Source organism: Brachybacterium hainanense, assembly GCF_042434575.1.
In the GTDB taxonomy this organism is placed as follows: Bacteria; Actinomycetota; Actinomycetes; order Actinomycetales; family Dermabacteraceae; genus Brachybacterium; species Brachybacterium hainanense.
In genome coordinates this window covers 18,952-35,793 of the sequence record NZ_JBHLSV010000011.1, presented here as the reverse complement: position 1 = coordinate 35,793, position 16,842 = coordinate 18,952, and the positions used below count along the sequence as shown (strand labels likewise).

At 72.7% G+C, this 16,842-nt stretch carries 15 protein-coding genes and 1 pseudogene; 9 read left to right on the top strand and 7 right to left on the bottom strand.

All coding sequences use genetic code 11. From position 1 onward, the window contains the following. The first annotated feature begins 13 nt into the window (after positions 1–13). The 4 genes from ACFFF6_RS10570 (at position 14) to ACFFF6_RS10555 (ending at position 4,291) form a co-directional block, all read left to right on the top strand. Positions 14–964: a sugar phosphate isomerase/epimerase family protein gene (locus ACFFF6_RS10570; RefSeq protein WP_376980450.1), complete on the top strand. Its 951-nt coding sequence runs from the start codon at positions 14–16 to the stop codon at positions 962–964. Further along, positions 961–1,713: a TIM barrel protein gene (locus ACFFF6_RS10565; protein ID WP_376980448.1), complete on the top strand. Its 753-nt coding sequence runs from the start codon at positions 961–963 to the stop codon at positions 1,711–1,713. The genes ACFFF6_RS10570 and ACFFF6_RS10565 overlap by 4 nt, the downstream gene beginning before the upstream one ends. An 84-nt stretch (positions 1,714–1,797) precedes the next feature. Beyond that, on the top strand, positions 1,798–2,850 hold the full coding sequence (locus tag ACFFF6_RS10560) for a zinc-dependent alcohol dehydrogenase (RefSeq protein ID WP_376980446.1): 1,053 nt from the start codon (positions 1,798–1,800) through the stop codon (positions 2,848–2,850). 28 nt (positions 2,851–2,878) lie between these two features. Beyond that, the gene (locus ACFFF6_RS10555) at positions 2,879–4,291 is read left to right on the top strand and encodes an Nramp family divalent metal transporter (RefSeq protein ID WP_376980444.1); all 1,413 of its coding nucleotides are present in this window, start codon (positions 2,879–2,881) and stop codon (positions 4,289–4,291) included. A gap of 56 nt (positions 4,292–4,347) precedes the next feature. On the opposite strand, the gene ACFFF6_RS10550 is transcribed toward ACFFF6_RS10555, so the two are convergent. Next, a complete protein-coding gene (locus ACFFF6_RS10550) occupies positions 4,348–5,082 on the bottom strand; it encodes a GntR family transcriptional regulator (protein ID WP_376980443.1) in 735 nt (244 codons plus the stop codon). 160 nt (positions 5,083–5,242) lie between these two features. On the opposite strand from ACFFF6_RS10550, the gene ACFFF6_RS10545 reads away from it, so the two are divergent. After that, positions 5,243–7,423, top strand: a complete 2,181-nt coding sequence (locus ACFFF6_RS10545; RefSeq protein ID WP_376980441.1) for an MMPL family transporter — start codon at positions 5,243–5,245, stop codon at positions 7,421–7,423. Further along, a complete protein-coding gene (locus ACFFF6_RS10540) occupies positions 7,404–7,895 on the top strand; it encodes a TspO/MBR family protein (RefSeq protein ID WP_376980439.1) in 492 nt (163 codons plus the stop codon). Before ACFFF6_RS10545 ends, ACFFF6_RS10540 begins: the two co-directional genes overlap by 20 nt. A 43-nt stretch (positions 7,896–7,938) precedes the next feature. Here ACFFF6_RS10540 and ACFFF6_RS10535 read toward each other — a convergent pair whose 3' ends face one another. Next, positions 7,939–9,492: an SDR family oxidoreductase gene (locus ACFFF6_RS10535; protein WP_376980437.1), complete on the bottom strand. Its 1,554-nt coding sequence runs from the start codon at positions 9,490–9,492 to the stop codon at positions 7,939–7,941. Then, positions 9,489–10,769, bottom strand: a complete 1,281-nt coding sequence (locus tag ACFFF6_RS10530; RefSeq protein ID WP_376980435.1) for a ferrochelatase — start codon at positions 10,767–10,769, stop codon at positions 9,489–9,491. Before ACFFF6_RS10530 ends, ACFFF6_RS10535 begins: the two co-directional genes overlap by 4 nt. A 112-nt stretch (positions 10,770–10,881) precedes the next feature. Here ACFFF6_RS10530 and ACFFF6_RS10525 point away from each other — a divergent pair, with 112 nt between their 5' ends. From ACFFF6_RS10525 to crtI, 3 genes are all read left to right on the top strand, one after another. Beyond that, positions 10,882–11,391 (top strand): MarR family winged helix-turn-helix transcriptional regulator, encoded by a 510-nt coding sequence (locus tag ACFFF6_RS10525; RefSeq protein WP_376980433.1) that lies wholly within the window; start codon positions 10,882–10,884, stop codon positions 11,389–11,391. A 71-nt stretch (positions 11,392–11,462) separates the two neighbouring features. Next, positions 11,463–12,368 carry a phytoene/squalene synthase family protein gene (locus tag ACFFF6_RS10520; RefSeq protein ID WP_376980431.1) on the top strand — a complete coding sequence of 302 codons (906 nt, stop codon included), beginning with the start codon at positions 11,463–11,465 and terminating at the stop codon, positions 12,366–12,368. Next, a complete protein-coding gene (gene crtI / locus ACFFF6_RS10515; RefSeq protein WP_376980429.1) occupies positions 12,365–14,101 on the top strand; it encodes a phytoene desaturase family protein in 1,737 nt (578 codons plus the stop codon). The genes ACFFF6_RS10520 and crtI overlap by 4 nt, the downstream gene beginning before the upstream one ends. 28 nt (positions 14,102–14,129) lie before the next feature. Here crtI and ACFFF6_RS10510 read toward each other — a convergent pair. From ACFFF6_RS10510 to ACFFF6_RS10495, 4 genes and pseudogenes are all read right to left on the bottom strand, one after another. Next, positions 14,130–15,503 (bottom strand): annotated as a pseudogene (locus tag ACFFF6_RS10510) (FAD-dependent oxidoreductase); the annotation flags it as partial. Next, a complete protein-coding gene (locus ACFFF6_RS10505; protein ID WP_376980427.1) occupies positions 15,500–15,847 on the bottom strand; it encodes a lycopene cyclase domain-containing protein in 348 nt (115 codons plus the stop codon). The gene ACFFF6_RS10505 and the pseudogene ACFFF6_RS10510, both read right to left, overlap by 4 nt. Beyond that, positions 15,840–16,214 carry a lycopene cyclase domain-containing protein gene (locus ACFFF6_RS10500; RefSeq protein WP_376980425.1) on the bottom strand — a complete coding sequence of 125 codons (375 nt, stop codon included), beginning with the start codon at positions 16,212–16,214 and terminating at the stop codon, positions 15,840–15,842. The genes ACFFF6_RS10505 and ACFFF6_RS10500 overlap by 8 nt, the downstream gene beginning before the upstream one ends. Next, complete coding sequence (locus tag ACFFF6_RS10495; RefSeq protein ID WP_376980423.1) at positions 16,204–16,794, bottom strand: MarR family winged helix-turn-helix transcriptional regulator; 591 nt, start codon at positions 16,792–16,794, stop codon at positions 16,204–16,206. The genes ACFFF6_RS10500 and ACFFF6_RS10495 overlap by 11 nt, the downstream gene beginning before the upstream one ends. Positions 16,795–16,842: the final 48 nt, after the last annotated feature.

Genomic DNA, 16,842 nt, shown 5'->3' with positions numbered 1-16,842 from the left:
GAGGAACCGACCGATGTACTCCGCAGAAGACTGGCCGATCGCCGCCAAGATGAACTTCGGCAGCACCGCGCCGGACGGCACCCCCCTCGCCGAGGCACCCGTCTCCGTCTGGGACGAGCACGTCGAGCAGGTCACCGATCTCGGGTACCGCTGGATCGACCCCATCGACGACTGGATCAACATCGCGGAGCTGTCCGATGAGCGCTTCGCCGAGTTCACCGCGATGCTCGACCGGCACTCCGTCGCGGTCCCCGCGGTCTCCATCGGCCGCCGCAGCCCCGTCCACGCCGTTGACGGCGAGGCGAACATGGCGATGTTCCACCGGATGCTCGACCGCGGTGCCGAGATCGGAGCGAGCATCCTCAACCTCGGCTTCATGCAGCCCCTGCACCCGGCCCAGCAGGAGGCGCTCTGGTTCTGGCACGCCGACGGCCACGTCGACGACCCCGCGACGCGTCCGCTGGCGATCGCCCGCATCCGCGAGCTCGCGGACCATGCGCAGCGCAACGGCATGGAGCTCAGCCTCGAGATGTACGAGGACACCTTCACCGGAACCGCTGAGGACGCCGTCGCCTTCCTGCAGGACGTCGACCACCCCGCCGTCGGCCTGAACCCCGACGTCGGCAACATCATCCGGCTGCATCGCCCGATCGCGACCTACCAGTCGATGTTCGACCTCATGCTGCCCCACGCGAACTACTGGCACATCAAGAACTACACGCGCGACCTCGACCCGGCCACCGGTGCCTACAGCTCGGTCCCCGCGACCCTCGAGACCGGCCTCATCGACTACCGGTCGGTGATCCGGCAGGCGCTCCGCCTCGGCTATCGCGGCGCGTTCCAGACCGAGCACTACGGGGGCGACTGGCTGGGGGTCGGCGCAGCCAACGCCCGGTACATCCGGGGAGTCCTGCACTCCGCCCGGCGCCTGATCTCCGACGGCGGGGAGCAGGCCGCCTCATGAGCCGGGTCGTCAACCTCTCGACCGTCTTCCGCGGGCTCCCGCGCGACGAGCGGCCCGCCGCCGCGGCCGCCGCGGGATGGACCCGGGTCGAGTCATGGTGGGAGTTCGCGAGCGCCACCCCGGATCAGGACGACCTCGCACGGTTCCTGTCCGCGATCGAGGAGGCCGGGGTCGAGCTCGTCGCGATCAACGCGCACGGCGGCGACCGGGACGCCGGGGAGCGCGGCCTCGCCGGGCTGCTCGGCCGCGAGGAGGAGTTCCGGGCCTCGATCGAGGGCATCGCGAGCGTGCACGCGCGCACAGGCGCCCGATCCTTCAACGTCACCATCGGGAACGTCTCCCCGCAGGTGGACCGCGAGCAGCTGCTCGCCCTCGCCGCCGCGCGCTACCGCTGGGCGTGCGAGCGGGTGCGCTCCTTCGGCGGCACGCTGCTGCTCGAGCCGCTCACGGCGGACGGCAATCCCGACTACCCCTTCCGGACCGGCTACGACGTCGCCGAGTTCCTCGAGGAGCGCCTCGCCGGCGTGCCGAACATCGGCCTGCTGCTGGACACCTACCACCTCGCCTCGAACGGTGTGGATCCGGCGGCGGCCGCGCGGGACCTCGCGCCGATCATCCGGCACGTGCAGTTCGCCGACGCCCCCGGCAGGGGCGCCCCCGGCACGGGCGACATCGACTTCCCCGCCGTCGAACGGGCCCTCGCCGAGGCCGGCTACACGGGCGACATCGCGCACGAGCATCTCGGCTGAGCCGCCCCCGACCGTCCCGCCCCGAGCCCCGGTCCCCACCCCGGGACCGACATCACCCTCCACATCGAAGAACAGGACCGCATCATGAAGGCCATCATCAAGTCCGGGCCGCAGCCCGGCGCCGACCTCGTCACCGACTTCCCCGAGCCGACCGTCGCGGACGACCAGATCCTCATCGACATCAAGGCGACCTCCGTCTGCGGCTCCGACCGGAGCTTCTACAGCTGGGGCCCTGCCGCGCAGAGCTTCGACATGAGCTTCCCCTGCGTCCTCGGCCACGAGGGCTCCGGCGTCGTGATCGAGACCGGCAAGGCCGTGACCGGCTTCCGGGTCGGGGACCGCGTGGCACTGGACTCCCACGCCCCGTGCGGCTCCTGCTATCAGTGCCGCATCGGCAACGGGCACAACTGCAACAACGGCCTCCTGCTGGCGGCCGACATCGACGGCGTCTTCGCCGAGCGCGCCGCGGTCCCCGCGAGCATGGCCTTCCCGATCCCGGACGAGATGTCCTTCGACGTCGCGACCCTGCTCGAGCCCGCGGGCGTGGGCTGGCACGCGATCCAGCGCGCGGACAAGCAGATCGCGGGCAACGTCGTCGTCGTCTCGGGCTGCGGCCCGATCGGCCTGCTGATCATCACCTACGCGCAGCTCCTCGGCGCGGCGGAGATCATCGCGATCGAGCCGAACCCGTACCGCCGCGGACTCGCCGAGCAGCGCGGCGCGACCGTCTTCGCGCCGGGCGAGGACGCCCAGGCCTACGTCGACGAGGTCCACGGCTACCGCGGCGGCGCCGACCTCGTCTTCGAGGTCTCCGGCTTCGCCGGGGCGTACCCCGCCCTGTTCGAGATCCTCCGCCGCAACGGCACCTTCATCAGCGTCGGCCATGCGGGCGAGCCGGTCCCGGTCCATATCGCGAACGTGCTGAACAAGAAGGAGATCACGATGCGCGGCATCTACGGGCGCCTTCTGTGGGACACCTGGGAGGACCTCTCCCTGATGATCCGCACCGGAAAGCTCGACCTCGAATGGCTGATCACCGACCGCCTCGAGATGGGGGAGCTGGGTCCCGTCATCGACATGCTCAGCGGCGATTCGAACAAGATCATGATCTATCCGAACGGCATCCCTGCCCTCTGACCTGCCCGACACGACGTAGGAGACAATGATGTCGAATCCTCAGACCCATGATTCCGGCACCCTCGCCGGCGATGCATACACCCTCGATGCCCGCACCATCAAAGAACCGCCCAGAGGCTGGCGCCAGAGCCTGAAGTACTTCGGGCCGGGCCTCATCATGTCGGCGTCGATCGTCGGCTCCGGCGAGCTGATCGCGACGACGGCCGCGGGTGCCGAGGTCGGCTTCGCCCTCCTCTGGCTCGTGATCATCTCGACCTTCGTCAAGGTGAGCGTGCAGATCGAGCTGGCGAAGTGGTCGATCACGACCGGTCAGGCGGGCATGACCGGGTTCAACCGGGTTCCGCCGAGGATCGGCCGGACCGGATGGATCACCTGGGTGTGGCTGCTCATGGCGGTCGCGAAGATCCTGCAGCAGGGCGGCATCGTCGGGGGCGCCGCGGTCACGCTCAGCCTGCTCTTCCCGTTCGGCGGGGACCCGCTGAACATGCCCACGCTCATGATCTGGACCGGCGTCCTCGTGGCGGTGAGCATCGCGCTGCTCATGTCGAACAAGTACGGCATCATCGAGGGCATCTCGACGGTGCTCGTGGCCGCCCTCACCCTGATCACCGTCGTCATGGCGTTCGGTCTGACCTTCACGCCGTTCGCCTACGGCTGGGAGGAGATCGCGCTCGGGCTGAGCTTCACCCTGCCCGCCGTCGGCGTCGCCGTCGCGATGTTCGGGATCACCGGCGTCGGGGCGGACGAGATCGCGTTCTACACCTACTGGGTGGTCGAGAAGGGGTATGCGTCCTACACCGGCCCGAACGACGGCTCGGAGGAATGGAAGAAGCGGGCCGACGGCTGGATCACCGTGATGAAGCGCGACTCGTGGATCTCGTGGGTCGTCTACACGCTCGCGACGCTCGCGTTCTACATCATGGGCGCCGCCGTGCTCCACCCGCAGGGTCTGGTTCCCGAGGGCAACGACGTGATCATCACGCTGTCGCGCATGTACACCGATTCGATCGGCGAATGGGCGATGTACGCGTTCCTCATCGCAGCGTTCGCCGCGCTCGCCTCGACGATGTGGGCCGCCATCCCGAGCCATTCCCGGCTCTGGGCGAACTTCCTCGCGAACATCGGCGTCTTCGACTGGAAGGACGACGTCGCGAAGCGGACCTCGTGGATCCGCGTGTTCATGATCGTCCTCCCCATCGCCTGGGCGGTGGTCTACTTCCTCATCCAGTCGCCCGTGGTCATGGTCCAGATCGGCGGCATCGCCACGAGCATCTTCCTGCTCGCCGTGGTGATCGGCACCTGGTACCTGCGCCGGACCGAGACCGACCGGAGCGTGCTCGGCTCGAAGGCCTGGAGCGTGCTGCTGATGATCTCCAGCGTCGCGATCCTGCTGCTGAGCATCTACACCGCGCTCAAGGTGTTCGGCCTGACCCCGGGCTGAGCCCTGCGATCAGGCGCGAGCGGCCCTCCCGGGATCCCCTGGGGCGGCCGCTCGCGTCATTCCGGCGTCCGCGCGAAGGAGGGGGAGCGCTCGCGCTGGCGCACCTGCTCGACGTGCGCTCGCATGGCGGCTTCCGGGGCATCGGGGTCGCCGCTCGCGAATGCCTGCACGATCGCCTCGTGCTCGATGATCGACTCCTTCACGTCGCTCACCTCGCGCAGGACGATCTGGCGCATGCGATGGATCTGGGCGGCGAGGTTCTCCGACATCTCGAGGAGGTAGTCGTTGCCGCAGCCGCGGAAGATCACCTCGTGGAACGCGGTGTCGGCCGCGAGGTACTCGGCTGCCAGCTCGATGTCCAGGCTCCCTGCCGCGCGGCCCGCGATCAGGGCCTCGCCCGCGCGCCGGTGCACGTCCTCGGCGGCCTCGAGCTCGACCAGCAGGCGATCGGACGCAGAGGCGGCGAGCCTCGCCGCCGTGGTCTCGAGCATGATCCGGGCGTCGAAGAGCTGCTCCATCTGCGAGGCCTGCAGCGGCGGGGCGACGCGGTACCCCTTGCGCGCCTCGCGGGTCACGAGCCCGGTGCGCTCCAGCTGCACGAGCGCCTCACGGACCGGGGTCGGGGAGACCTCGAGCTCCTTCGCGATGCTCTCCGCCCGCAGCCTCGTGCCGGGTGGGACGGCGCCGCTCAGCAGCTGGCGGAAGATGCTGTCGTAGACCATGTCCCGCAGCCCGCGGCGCCTGATGCCGCCCCCCGCGGTCGCTGCCTCTGAATCTGCCCGATCGTTCATCGATCCGAGTCTACTGCGAGGTCGTGGGCCCGGACCGTGCCCCTCGGCCCCTCTGCGTCGCTGCGTGGCCGGTCCGGGCGCCTCCGCGCCCCGGCCCGTATCCCGACCCCTCGGAAGATTCTCGCTTCCCATTCTGCTTTCCAGGTGAGATGCTAACCGCATGAGTGCATCCCCGCCCCCGCCCGGCCGGCCCCCGGTCCTGCTGCGCCTGCTGGTCCCAGCGCTGCTCATCCTCGTCTGGATCGCCGTGTTCGGCCTGGGGGGCATGAGCTTCGGCCGCATCGGCGACGTCGCGACCGAGGACCGCTCCTCCTTCCTCCCCGCGAGCGCCGAGTCCACGCAGGTGCAGGATGTGATCACCGAGTTCACCGGCTCCGAGGCGATCCCCGCGATCGTGGTCGCCGAGCGGCCGGGCGGACTCTCCGAGGACGACCTCGCCGCCCTCGACGCCCTCGGGAAGGACGCCGCCACCGCCGTCGACGGTGCCGACGTCTCCCCGGTCATCCCCTCCGAGGACGGCGAGGCCGCGGAGATCGTGATCGCCATCCCGGAGGGCGCGGACGTGGGGGAGGCGGTCGCCGCCCTCGAGGCCGCCGCCGCGGACCTCCCCGCCGGACTGGACTCCTGGGTCAGCGGCCCCGCCGGGTTCACCGCCGACCTGCAGGCCGCCTTCGCCGGGATCGACGGCATCCTGCTGCTGGTCGCGCTCGCCGTCGTGCTGGTGATCCTCGTGGTCGTCTACCGCTCCCCGCTGCTGCCGATCCTCGTCCTGCTCAGCTCGATGACGGCGCTGTGCGCCGCGATCCTCGTGAACGTCGCCCTCGCCGAAGCCGGGATCGTCACCATCAACGGTCAGGTCCAGGGCATCCTGTTCATCCTCGTGATCGGCGCGGCGACCGACTACTCGCTGCTGCTGATCGCCCGCTACCGGGAGGAGCTGCGCGAGCACGCCTTCCCGGCCCGCGCCTCCTGGCGGGCCGTGCGCGGCGTGCTCGAGCCGATCGCCGCCTCCGGCGGCACCGTCATCGTCGGCCTGCTGTGCCTCATGCTCTCCGACCTCGGCTCCAACGCGGCGCTCGGCCCCGTGGCCTCCATCGGCATCCTGTGCGCGGTGCTGACCTCCCTCAGCTTCCTGCCGGCGCTGCTCGCCGTCACCGGCCGGGTCGCGTTCTGGCCGCGCGCTCCCCGTCTGGGCTCGCCGCACCCCGTGCTCACGGGGCCCGAGGCGACCGGGCCCTTCGCCCGCATCGGCCGCCTGGTCTCCTCGGCCCCGAAGCGCGTCGCCGGCGGCGTCGCGGCGCTGCTGGTGATCGGCTGCGGCGGCCTGGTGCTGCTGCAGGCCGACGGCGTACCGCAGAGCGAGTTCGTGCTGGGCGCGAGCCAGGCGCGCGAGGGCCAGGCCGTCATCGACGCGCACTTCCCCGGCGGATCCGGGTCGCCGACCTATGTGCTCGCCCCCGCCGATGCCCGGGCCGATGCCGCCCGCGCGATCAGCGGCACCGGCGGCGTCGACGAGCTCGCCCTCATCGCCCAGGACTCGCCCTCGGGGAGCATCCCGGTCGACGAGACCGGCGAGGTCCCCGCCGAGGCGGCGCGCGGCCCCTTCGCCGAGGCCCGGCCCACGGAGATCGACGGGAGCATCCTGTTCTCGGTCACCCTCGAGGACCCCGCGGACTCCCTCGAGGCGGAGCGGACCGTCGGCTCCCTGCGCGAGGCCGTCGGGCCGCTGGGCGCCCTCGTCGGCGGCTCCACGGCCGTGGACCTCGACACGAACGACACCTCCGTGCGCGATCGCACCCTCATCATCCCGATCGTCCTCGTCGCGATCACGGCGATGCTCGCCCTGCTCCTGCGCTCGCTGCTGGCCCCGCTCGTGCTCCTGGCCACGACCGTGCTGAGCTTCGGCACCGCGCTCGGGATCAGCGCCGGGATCTTCCACCTCATCGGACAGGAGCGCTCGGACCCCTCGGTGCCGCTGTACGCCTTCGTGTTCCTCGTGGCGCTCGGCATCGACTACAACATCTTCCTCATGACCCGGGTGCGGGAGGAGACGCTCGAGCACGGGACCCGTGAGGGGACGCTGCGGGCCCTGTCCGTGACCGGCGGCGTCATCACCAGCGCGGGCGTGGTGCTCGCGGCGACCTTCGCGGCGCTGCTGGTGATCCCCATCCAGTTCCTGCTGCAGCTGGCGATCATCGTCGCGCTCGGGGTGCTGCTGGACGCCCTGGTGGTGCGGACCTTCCTGGTGCCCGCGCTGGTGCGCCTGATCGGCGACCGGATCTGGTGGCCCTCCGCGCTCTCGAGAGGGAAGGATGGCGGGCATGACTCCTCGCGCCGATGACGCCCCGCCCCGGGCCGAGCGTCCGCTCCTCAGCCTGGTCGTCTTCCTCGCGGCGACCGCCCTCGCCGCCGTCGTGGGAGGCGTGGCCGCCTCCGGGGCGCAGGAGACCTACGCGGCGCTGGCCCTCCCTCCCTTCGCGCCCCCGGCCTGGCTCTTCGGACCCGCCTGGTCGGTGCTGTACGTGCTCATCGCCCTCGCGGGCTGGCTCGTGTGGCGGCGGGCGGGCTGGGGGCTGCCGATCGCGCTGTGGATCCTGCAGCTGGTGCTGAACGCCGCCTGGACCCCGCTGTTCTTCGGCGGAGGGCTGTACGGCTGGGCTCTGGCGGAGATCCTGGTGCTGTGGCTGGTCGTGCTGCTGTGCGTGTGGGTGTTCCGCGCATGGCGCCCGGTGGCGGCTCTCCTGCTGCTCCCGTACGCGGCATGGGTCGCCTACGCGGCGGCGCTGAACCTGGGCATCGTCGTGCTCAACTGATCGTCCTGCTCGCCTGGTCCTCTGGTGCATCGGGTCTTCTGGCTCAGCTGCTCGGCGCGACGTCCTCGCCGCGGCGCGCCGCCTCCAGGACGTTGCGCGCCATGGCCGGGAAGACCAGCGCGTGGAAGGGCGCGATGCCGAACCAGTACAGCCGCCCGGCGAGCCCGTCGGGGAAGTACACCGCCCGCTGGCTGTAGCGGACGCCGCCGCCCTCGCGCGGGGAGACCGACAGCTCCAGCCAGGCCCGCCCGCTCATCCGCATCTCCGCGCGCAGCAGGAGCGTCCGGGAGCCCTCGCCCCGGTCGATGCGCTCGACCCGCCACCAGTCCACGGCGTCCCCCACGCGCAGCGCCCGGGGATCGCGGCGCCCGCGGCGCAGCCCGGGCCCGCCGACCACCCGGTCGACCATTCCGCGCAGTGTCCACAGCAGCGGGGTCGAGTACCAGCCCGAGGCCCCGCCGATGCCCTCGATCACTCTCCAGGCGGCCTCGGGGGACACGTCCGCGGCCTCGAGCTCGCGCACGTCCGTGAAGACCGTGTGCCCTGCCCAGTCGGGGTCGGCGGGCAGGGGCGCCTCCGGGGAGGCGGCGAGGGAGGAGTCGTCATCCCAGGAGGAGGCGAGGTCCCCGGTCCGCTGCGCCTCGAGGGCGGCGCGGACCGCCTCCCGGTACGGCGTGGGCCCGTGGGGGAGCGGCGGGAGCACGTCCTGGGCCAGCGGCGGACGGGTCACGGCGTCATGCTGCATGGACTCCGCGAGCGGCCGCGCGAGGGAGGCGGGCACCGGGGTGATGAGGCTGATCCACAGTCCCGACAGCCGCGGGGCCGGGACGGGCAGGGCGAGCACTCGTCGCCGGCCGAGCCCCGCGACCTCGGCGTAGATCGTCAGGAGGTCGGCGAAGCGGAGGGTGGTCTCTCCGCTGCCCACGCCGACCGCTCCGGCGACGTCCTCGCGGCTCAGCACGGCCTGGGAGAGGTGGTGGAGGACGTCGGTGATCGCGACCGGCTCGATCCGATGGTGCACCCAGCGCGGCGCCGGCATGAGCGGCAGCCGCTCGGACAGATGGCGGATGATCTCGAAGCTCGCCGACCCGGCGCCGATGACCGTTCCGGCCTCCAGGATCAGGACGGGCACCTCGCCCCCGCGCAGGATCTCCCCGACCCGGCTGCGGGAGGACATGTGTGCGCTGAGCTGCTCTCCCTGCGGATGCAGCCCGGAGAGGTAGACGATGCGGCGGACCCCGGCGCGCGCCGCCTCCTCCGTCATGATCCGCGCCATCCGCGCCTCGCGCTCCTCGAAGCCGGAGCCGCCGGTCATGGCATGCACGAGGAAGACGACCACGTCCACGCCCGCGAGGGCCCTGCGCACGGCCATGCGGTCGGCGAGATCGGCCTCGACGAGCTCCGCCCGGGCGCTCCACGGCTGGGCCCGCAGACGATCGAGGCTGCGCCCGCTCGCGCGGACCCGGGCGCCGTGCTCGAGGAGGACGGGCACCAGACGCCCGCCGATATAGCCCGTGGCTCCCGTGATCAGGGCTCGCGGGCTTTCTGGCGCGGACCGGTCGATCGGAGGCGGGGTGCGCCCGCCGTCCGCGGTCATCGGCCCTCCTCCGCGCCCGCGCCGGTGCCGGCGTTCCCGGCCGCGCCCTCGTCCCGGACGGCCTCGAGGTCCTCCGCGGAGTCGAGCGCCGAGGTCGTCGGCGCGCGCCGCGTGCGCGCCGATCCGGCGAGGCAGCAGGCGGTCCCGCACACATCGGGCGTGGGGCCGAAGTCGGTGACCGCACGGCGCGGGGCGTCCGCGCGCAGCCGCTCCTCGACGAGATCCGCGAGCGCCGCGACGAAGCGGGGATCCGTGCCGGAGGTCGGGACGCGGCGGAAGGCGAGGCCGTGCTCCTGCGCGCTGCGCCGCGCCTCGGTGTCGAGGTCCCAGATCACCTCCACATGGTCCGAGATGAACCCCAGGGGCACGACGACCACCGCTTCCGCGCTGCGCTCGCCGGCGATGCGGGCGATGACGTCGTTGACGTCGGGCTCGAGCCAGGGGATGTGCGGGGCGCCCGAGCGGGACTGGAACACGAGCTCCCAGCCGATCTGCGGCGCGGCGTCGCCGATGCGCTCGCGGACCCGGTCCGCGATCCATCGGCAGGCGGCCTCGTGCTGGCGCACGTACCAGTGCGCGGGCCCGTCGCCGCGCTCCTCGGCGGGGCCGGAGGCCTCCGCCATGGCCACGGGGATCGAATGCGTCGAGAAGAGGATCCGCGTGCGATCGGGCCCGTGCCCCTCGGCCTCCAGCTGGGAGAGGGCCGTGAGCACGCCGTCGACCATCGGGGCGAGGAAGCCGGGGTGCGAGAACGCGGGGCGGACCTTGTCGATCCGCAGGGATCCCAGCAGTCCGGTCTCCACCAGGGCGTGGCCGATGTCCTCGCGGTACTGACGGCATGAGGAGTAGGACGAGTACACGCTCGTGGCGATCGCGAGGACCTCCCGGTGCCCGTCGGCGTGCAGCCCGCGCACGGCCTCGGCCATGCTCGGGTGCCAGTTCCGGTTCCCCCAGGCGATGGGGAGGTCGATCCCGCGGCCTGCGAGCTCCGCGCGCAGCGCCTCGATGAGCGCGAGGTTCTGCTCGTTGATGGGGGAGCGTCCTCCGAGCGCGTAATAGTGCTCGCCGACCTCGGCGAGGCGCTCGTCGGGCACGCCGCGGCCGCGGGTGACGTTGCGGAGGAAGGGGAGGACGTCCTGCGGGGACTCGGGCCCGCCGAAGGACGCCAGCAGGATCGCGTCGTAGCGGCGGGGGAGGGCGCGGCGCTCGCGCGGTTCCGCGGCGGTGGCCGGGTCCAGCGGAGCGCACAGCTCGAGCGGGGAGGACGGAGAGGACATGGGAGCTCCTGGAGGGCTGACGCGCAGACCGAGATAGCGGTAGACTGATGAACAGTTAGGAAAACTACATGTGTGCCGCTGCGCTGTCCAGCGGCCCCCGGGAGGTGCCCCCATGAGCGATGACCTGTCCGCGAGTCCGCACGCGAGCGGCTACTGGTTCCCCGCACGGGACCCGGAGTCCGCCTCGACCGTCGAGCTGCTCAACGAGCTGCGCCGATACCGGTCCTCGAACTCCCGCATGCGCTCGCGGGTCGGCGAGGACATGGACATGGGGGAGAAGGACCTCCTGGCCCTGCGCGCACTGCTCGAGGCGCAGGCCGAGGGCAGGGTGCTGCGTCAGCGGGACCTCGCCCGGCTGCTGGACATCCGCCCCGCCTCCGTCAGCGTGCTCGTGGACCGGCTGGTGCGCGACGGCCACGCGGAACGGACTCCCCACCCCGAGGACCGTCGCTCGATCGCGGTGGTCCCCACCTCCCATGGCGACGAGGAGGTGCGGGCCACCCTGCAGCGCATGCATGCCCGCATGTTCTCCGTCGCGCGGGCGCTGAGCGACGAGGAGCGGGCCGTGGTCATCCGCTTCCTGCGCGAGCTCAACCACGACGCGGACGACGCCTCGTCCTGAGGCGCGGTCCCCCGCCGGAACGTTCCATCTGCTCGCCCGACCGATCCGACCCTCGACCGGAAGGCACCCCCATGGTCTCCTCCCTCGACGCGACCGCCGCCGCCGACTACCGGGACGTCGCCCTCGCCGCCGCGGACTGCGTGATCCGCCGGTACTCCACCTCCTTCGCCCTGTCCACCCGCCTTCTGCGCGGCCCCGTGCGCAGCCGCGTGCGGTGCGTCTACGCCCTGGTGCGCGTCGCCGACGAGATCGTCGACGGCGCGGCCAGCGGCAGCGGGCTGGGCCCGGAGCAGATCGCCGTGAGCCTCGACGGCCTCGAGGCCCGGGTCGAGGCCGCCCTCGAGGACGGCTTCAGCAGCGATCTCGTGGTGCACGCCTTCGCCGACGCCGCCCGCCGCACCGGCATCGGCACCGAGCTCACCCGGCCGTTCTTCGCCTCGATGCGCATGGACCTCGAGCGCGCCGAGCACACCCCCGAGACCTACTCCCGGTACGTGCACGGCTCCGCGGAGGTCGTCGGCCTCATGTGCCTGAGCGTCTTCACGACCGATCGCAGCCCGGTCCCCGTGCCCCCCGACCCCCGACTCGCCGAGGGCGCCCGTCGCCTCGGGGCCGCCTTCCAGACCGTGAACTTCCTGCGTGACCTGCATGCCGATGCCGGATCCCGCGGACGCTCCTACCTGCCGGGCATCGACCCCTCCCGCCTCACCGACGCCCAGCGCGATCGCGTCCTGGCGAGCATCGATGCGGATCTCGCGGCCGCCCGCGCCGTCATCCCGATGCTTCCCGGATCCAGCAGGACGGCGGTCCTCGCGGCCCACTCCCTGTTCGCCGAGCTCGCCGACCGGCTGCGCGAGACCCCGGCCGCACAGCTGCGCTCCGGCCGCGTCCGGGTCCCGGACGGTCGCAAGGCGCGCCTTCTCGCCCGCGCGCTCGTCCAGGGCAGGACCGGATGCTCGACCCGGCGCGCCGCATGAGCCGGCCCGCACCGCAGCGCGCCCCTCGGCGCATCGTCGTGGTCGGCGCCGGCATCGCGGGCCTCGCCAGCGCCGCGCTGCTGGCCGCAGACGGCCATCAGGTCACCCTCCTCGAGCGCTCCGAGCAGCTCGGCGGCCGCGCCGGACGATGGGAGCAGGACGGCTTCGTCTTCGACACCGGGCCCTCCTGGTGGCTCATGCCGGAGTGCTTCGAGCACTTCTTCGGTCTGCTGGGCGAACGCCTCGAGGACCATGTCGAGCTGGTGCGGCTGGATCCCGGATACCGCGTGCTGGGCCAGCGGTACGCCCATCCGCTGGACCTGGGCGGGGGACGTGAGGCATCGATCGCCGCCTTCGAGCGGGAGGAGCCCGGGGCGGGGGCCGCGCTCGAGGCCTATCTGCGATCGGCACGGGAGGCCTACGAGCTCGCCACCGGCTCCTTCCTGTCCACGACGTTCTCCCGCGTCTCGGGTCGGACCCTGCGCGCCGTCCTGCCTCGTGCGGGAGCCCTGGTCCGGCTCCTCCGCGAGAGCCTCCACGACCGCGCCGCGCGCACCGTCGCCGACACCCGGCTGCGCCAGGTGCTGGGCTACCCGGCCGTCTTCCTGGGTGCGACGCCGCGCACCGCTCCGTCGCTCTACCACCTGATGAGCGCGATGGATCTCGGCGACGGGGTGCGCTACCCGATGGGCGGCTTCGCCCGCCTCGTCGAGGTGCTGCGGGACCTCGCGATCGCCCGGGGCGTCCGGATGCGCACCGGCGTCGAGGTGACGGCGATCCGCACCGCGCCGCGCCGGGCCCTGCCAGGCGGGCGGCGCAGCCGCGTCACCGGCGTGCTCCTCGCCCCCGCGGGAGCGGCCGACGATCCCGGGCCCGCGACCGAGCATCTCGCGGCGGACCTGGTCGTCTCCGCCGCGGACCTGCACCATACCGAGACCGCGCTCCTCCCCGCGGAGGCCCGCAGCTACCCGCAGCGCTGGTGGGACGGGCGCACCTCGGGGCCCGGGGCGGTGCTCGCCCTGCTCGGGGTCCGCGGGACCCTGCCCTCCCTCGCCCACCACACGCTGATGTTCACCGAGGACTGGGACCTCAACTTCGCACAGATCCTGGAGGGCCCGCCGCAGGCCCCGGACCCCGCGAGCATCTACGTGTGCCGTCCTTCCGCCACGGATCCCGGCACCGCGCCGCCCGGCCACGAGAACCTCTTCGTGCTGATCCCGGTCTCCCCCGATGCCCTGGACGGGAGCAGCGTCGGCGGCGGCGGACGCGACGGGAGCGGTGATGCGGACGTGGAGGCGGCGGTGGACCGCGCGATCGCGCAGATCTCGAGCTGGGCGGGGGAGGAGGACCTCGCCTCGCGGATCGTGCTGCGGCGCACCATCGGGCCCGCGGACTTCGCGCGGGACCTCCATTCCTGGCGCGGCAACGCGCTGGGCCCCGCGCACACGCTGCGCCAGTCCGCATTCCTGCGCGGGTCCCAGCGCAGCCGGCGCGTGGACGGGCTGCTCTATGCCGGCGGCACCACCGCGCCGGGGGTGGGCGTACCGATGTGCCTGATCAGCGCGGAGAACGTGCTCAAGCTCGTGCGGGGCGACCGCTCCGACGCGCCCCTGCCCGAGGTGCCCCTGCCCGGCGCCGAGGAGCCAGAACCCCGGACATCGGCACCGTCCACAGATCGTGCCCGGCCCCGCCCCAGCCCGCCAGCAGCGCATCGGCGGCGCGCACGCCCGTGAGCGCCGCCCGCTCCATGAGGGCGACCGGCTCGTCCGTGCGCAGCCAGTCCCCGGCCAGCACGATCCGCGGGTCCGGGGTCCCGACGCCGGGGCGGTCCGCCCACGCCCCGGTCCCGATCAACGGGCAGTCGTCGTGGACGAGCCACTCCTCGTTGACCGGCGCGGCGCCGCGCAGCTCGGGGTGCAGCCGCTCGAGCTGCGCCCGCAGCTCCCGTCGCAGGGCCGGGTCCTCCGCGGTGCGGTGACCGGTGAGCGCATAGGCGTGCAGCTCGCTGACCCCTCCTCCGTGCTCCGCGGCCCAGCGGCCGGCGGTCGCCTCGAAGCGGTCCACGGCGCTCACGTTGTCCAGCGGCCCGTAGCCGCTCGTCCCGAGGAAGGCAGGGGTGTCCGCGGCCAGCGGCCGGTCCCACCACTGCCGCCACACGGCGAACGGCGGGGCGTTGCGCTGGGCCGCGACGCGACGGGCCCACGGCTCCCAGCCGGGGGCGGCGACCTGTGCCCCGGCGACCAGGGCCCGGGCGCTGCGGGGATCCGCGGCGAGGACCACGGCATCGGCCCGGATTTCCTCGTCGTCGACCCGCAGCCGCACGGGGCCGCGGCCCGCGGAGCGCAGCGAGCGCACCTCGACCCCGGTGCGGGCCGTGCCGCCCAGGGCCCGCAGCTGCGCCACGAGCGGGTCCCAGAGGGTCGGGGAGTAGGAGTCCGCCGGGACGTCGAAGACGAGGCCCTCCGCCGAGCCCAGGAAATAGGCGTGGAACATGCCGAGCAGCTCGCCGGCGGAGAACTCCCCGGGATCCGCGAAGAACGAGCGGGCGAAGACCTCGAGGGCGAGGTGGCGCGCGGCGCCGGGGAAGCGGAGCCGGTCCAGGAAGGAGGCCGCGTCCTCGCCGTCGTGGGCCTCGAACGCCTCTGGGAACCGCGCGCGCAGCAGGCCCAGCGCAGCCCTGACGTCGACCCGCAGCAGCTCGCGCAGAGGGAAGCTCTCGCTGCGCAGGGCGAAGGCGGCGACGCTCCACGGAGGCGTGCGCGGGATGTCGCGGAAGCTGTCGCGCGGACCGCCCGCCCGCTGCAGGGGGTAGTCGCCGACGTCCGCGAGCAACGAGAGCGCGGGGTCGGTGCGACGCAGGAGCCCGCGCAGCGTGTAGTACTGGCGGAAGAAGGCGTGGAAGCCGCGGCTCATCGACCGGCCGTCCCCGAGGTCCCACGACCGCGCGCGTCCGCCCCACGTGGCCTCGCGCTCGAGGAGGTGGACCTCGACCCCGCGATCGGCCAGGGCGAGGGCCGCACCGAGCCCGGCGATCCCTCCGCCGATCACGACCGCGGTGCGGCCCCGGAGGTGCGAGATGCCCGCGGCGCCGCGGTGGAGGAGGGCGCGGGGGTCCCGGCCGGGCCTGCGGATCATCCGGCGGCCTCCGGGTCCTCGGCGTCCGCATCGCGGGGGTCCGCCGCGGGGCGGGCGCGCCGCCAGAGCATCATCGTGAGGGTCACCATCGCGAAGCCGAAGCCGAAATCCTCGATCGGGATGTCCCACGGCGCCCGGATGCCGGTGGTCATCGCGTCGTCGTAGAGCACGATCGGATCCGAGAGCTTGGTCAGCCAGCCGTCGACGAGGATCTGGAAGCCCATCACGATCGTCATCGCGATCCAGTAGGCGCCGCTGCGCAGCAGCCCCGTCCGCAGCACGCGCAGCTCGAGCAGCAGCACCAATGCGATGGCGAGCACGGTGAGGATCGTGTACTCAGGCATCGTCCCCCTCCTCCGACCGGGCGGCCGGAACCGGGCCGCGGGAGCCGCGCAGACGGCGCAGGCGGGCCAGCACGGTCTCGACCCCCTCGAGGGTCAGGAGTCCGCAGACCGGAATGACCAGGAAGAACAGCAGCTCTTCGAGCGGGAGCCCGCCGGGGAGCGTGATCCCGGTGATCTTGCCCGGGGCGTACCACCAGTGGCCGCGGTGCACCCCGAGGAGGTCCCAGGCCACGAAGACGAGGACCACGGGGGCGAGGGCGCGCAGCAGCCTGCGGGGGCTGCGGTAGACCCGCGCCCCCAGGACGAGCTCGAGGGGAAGGGTGATCGCGACGCAGGCTGCGAGCAGGATCAGGTACTCAGCCGGCATCGGCCGGACCCGGATGCGCGGCCCACTCGGCGTCCTCGACCGAGAGCTCCCGTGACATGTCGGTCAGGAAGCGGGTGACGATGTCCCTCTCCTGGCTCGTGAGGCGCGCCGCGGCCCGGAACCGGCCTGCCTGCTGACGGCCCATCGTCGACATGGCAGCATCGCGGGTCCCGGGGCGCACCGAGAGCACGGAGCTGCGTCGGTCGCGGGGGTGGGGGCGGCGCTCGATGTGCCCGGCCGCCTCGAGCCGGTCGAGCATCTTCGTCGTCGCTCCGGAGGAGAGGCCCAGATGGGCGCCGAGCGAGCCGGCGGTCGCGAGCTCGTCGCGGTGCGCGCTGATGATGAGGAAGTGCAGGGCCCGCATATCGGTCGAGTTCAGGCGCATGTACGCCTGCGAGGCCCGCGAGAGCTCCTCCTCGACCCGCCGCAGGCCCACGAGCGCCTGCATGAGCGCATCGATCTCCGCGACGGACCGCGCGTCGAGCGCGGAGCGGTCCACGAGCTCGCCGCGAGGGTCGTTCGAATCGATGTCGAAGGCGTGCCACGGCTGCCTCGGGGCCGGGTCGGGGGCTGCATGCATGGTCATAGTGTACTCGGGCTGATACTCTCCGAGAGGTATTCTCACCCG